This window comes from Streptomyces sp. LS1784 (assembly GCF_020103755.1).
Classification (GTDB): domain Bacteria; phylum Actinomycetota; class Actinomycetes; order Streptomycetales; family Streptomycetaceae; genus Kitasatospora.
Genome location: NZ_JAHSQD010001140.1, coordinates 1 through 996 on the forward strand (window position 1 = coordinate 1; position 996 = coordinate 996).

The 996-nt window shown below is 76.6% G+C and carries 1 pseudogene; it reads left to right on the forward strand.

Annotation, left to right across the window (positions count from 1 at the left end):
• Nucleotides 1-129: 129 nt before the first annotated feature.
• Nucleotides 130-996, forward strand: a pseudogene (locus KS423_RS46185) (hypothetical protein); the annotation flags it as partial.

Here is a 996-nt window from a genome sequence, read left to right on the forward strand (position 1 = left end):
GCCGCAGCGGCCCATGTCGCCGCGGGCGTGCCGGCCCGGGTTCCCGACCTGCTCGCCGCCGCCGAACTGGGGCCGCTGGACCGGCTGCAGCAGGCCCACGCCAGCCGGCTGCGGGCCAAGGCGTCAGCCATGACCGACTCGGGGAGGGGCGCGGTGCAGCCGCTGCTCGACGCGGCGGGCCGGCTCAGGGACCTCGACCCGGCCCTCGCGCGGGAGACCTGCCTCGCGGCGTTCGACGCGGCCATCTGGGCCGGCCGGTACGACGAAGGCGCACTGCGCCGGGTTGCCGAGGCCGCTCGCGACCTGCCGCCCGGCGACGAGCCGGGGGGAGTCTTCCTCAGGGCCCTGGTCGCCCGGAGCGTGGACGGGCCGGCCGCCGCCTTTCCGCAGTTGGTGCGGGCGCTGCGCTCCCTCACCGACGAGGAGGACCCGTCCGCCCTGTGGGCGGCCGCGAACGCCGCCGCGGAGCTGGGCGACCTCCAGGTCTGGCTGGACATCGGCGACCGGGCGGTCCGCGTCGCCCGCCGGACGGGAACCCTGTCGCTCCTCTCGACGGCGCTGCCCTACCAGGCGTCCGCGCTGGGCTTCGCGGGGCGTTTCTCCCAAGCGGGCGACCTGCTGGCCGAGGCCGCGGCCCTGGAGAAGGCCACCGGCTCGGTGACGCGCACGGCCACGGCGGCCTTGATCAGCGCGTACCAGGGACGGGAACGACCGGCCCTGGAAGCGATCGAGGCGATGGAACACGAAGGCGAGCAGCGCGGCCTGGGCCGACTCGTCGGCGTAGCCGCGTGCGCGAGGGCCGTGCTCCACAACGGCCTGGGCAACTATCCGCTCGCCATGGAAGCGGCGCTGCGCGGCGGAGAGCATAAGGACCTTGTGGTGCACTTCTGGACGTGCAGCGAGCTGGTCGAGGCGGCGACCCGGGCCGGCGACCCGGCCGCGGCGGCCCGGGCGCGCGAGCTGCTGGCCGACTGGAGCCGGGCCGGCACGCCCTGG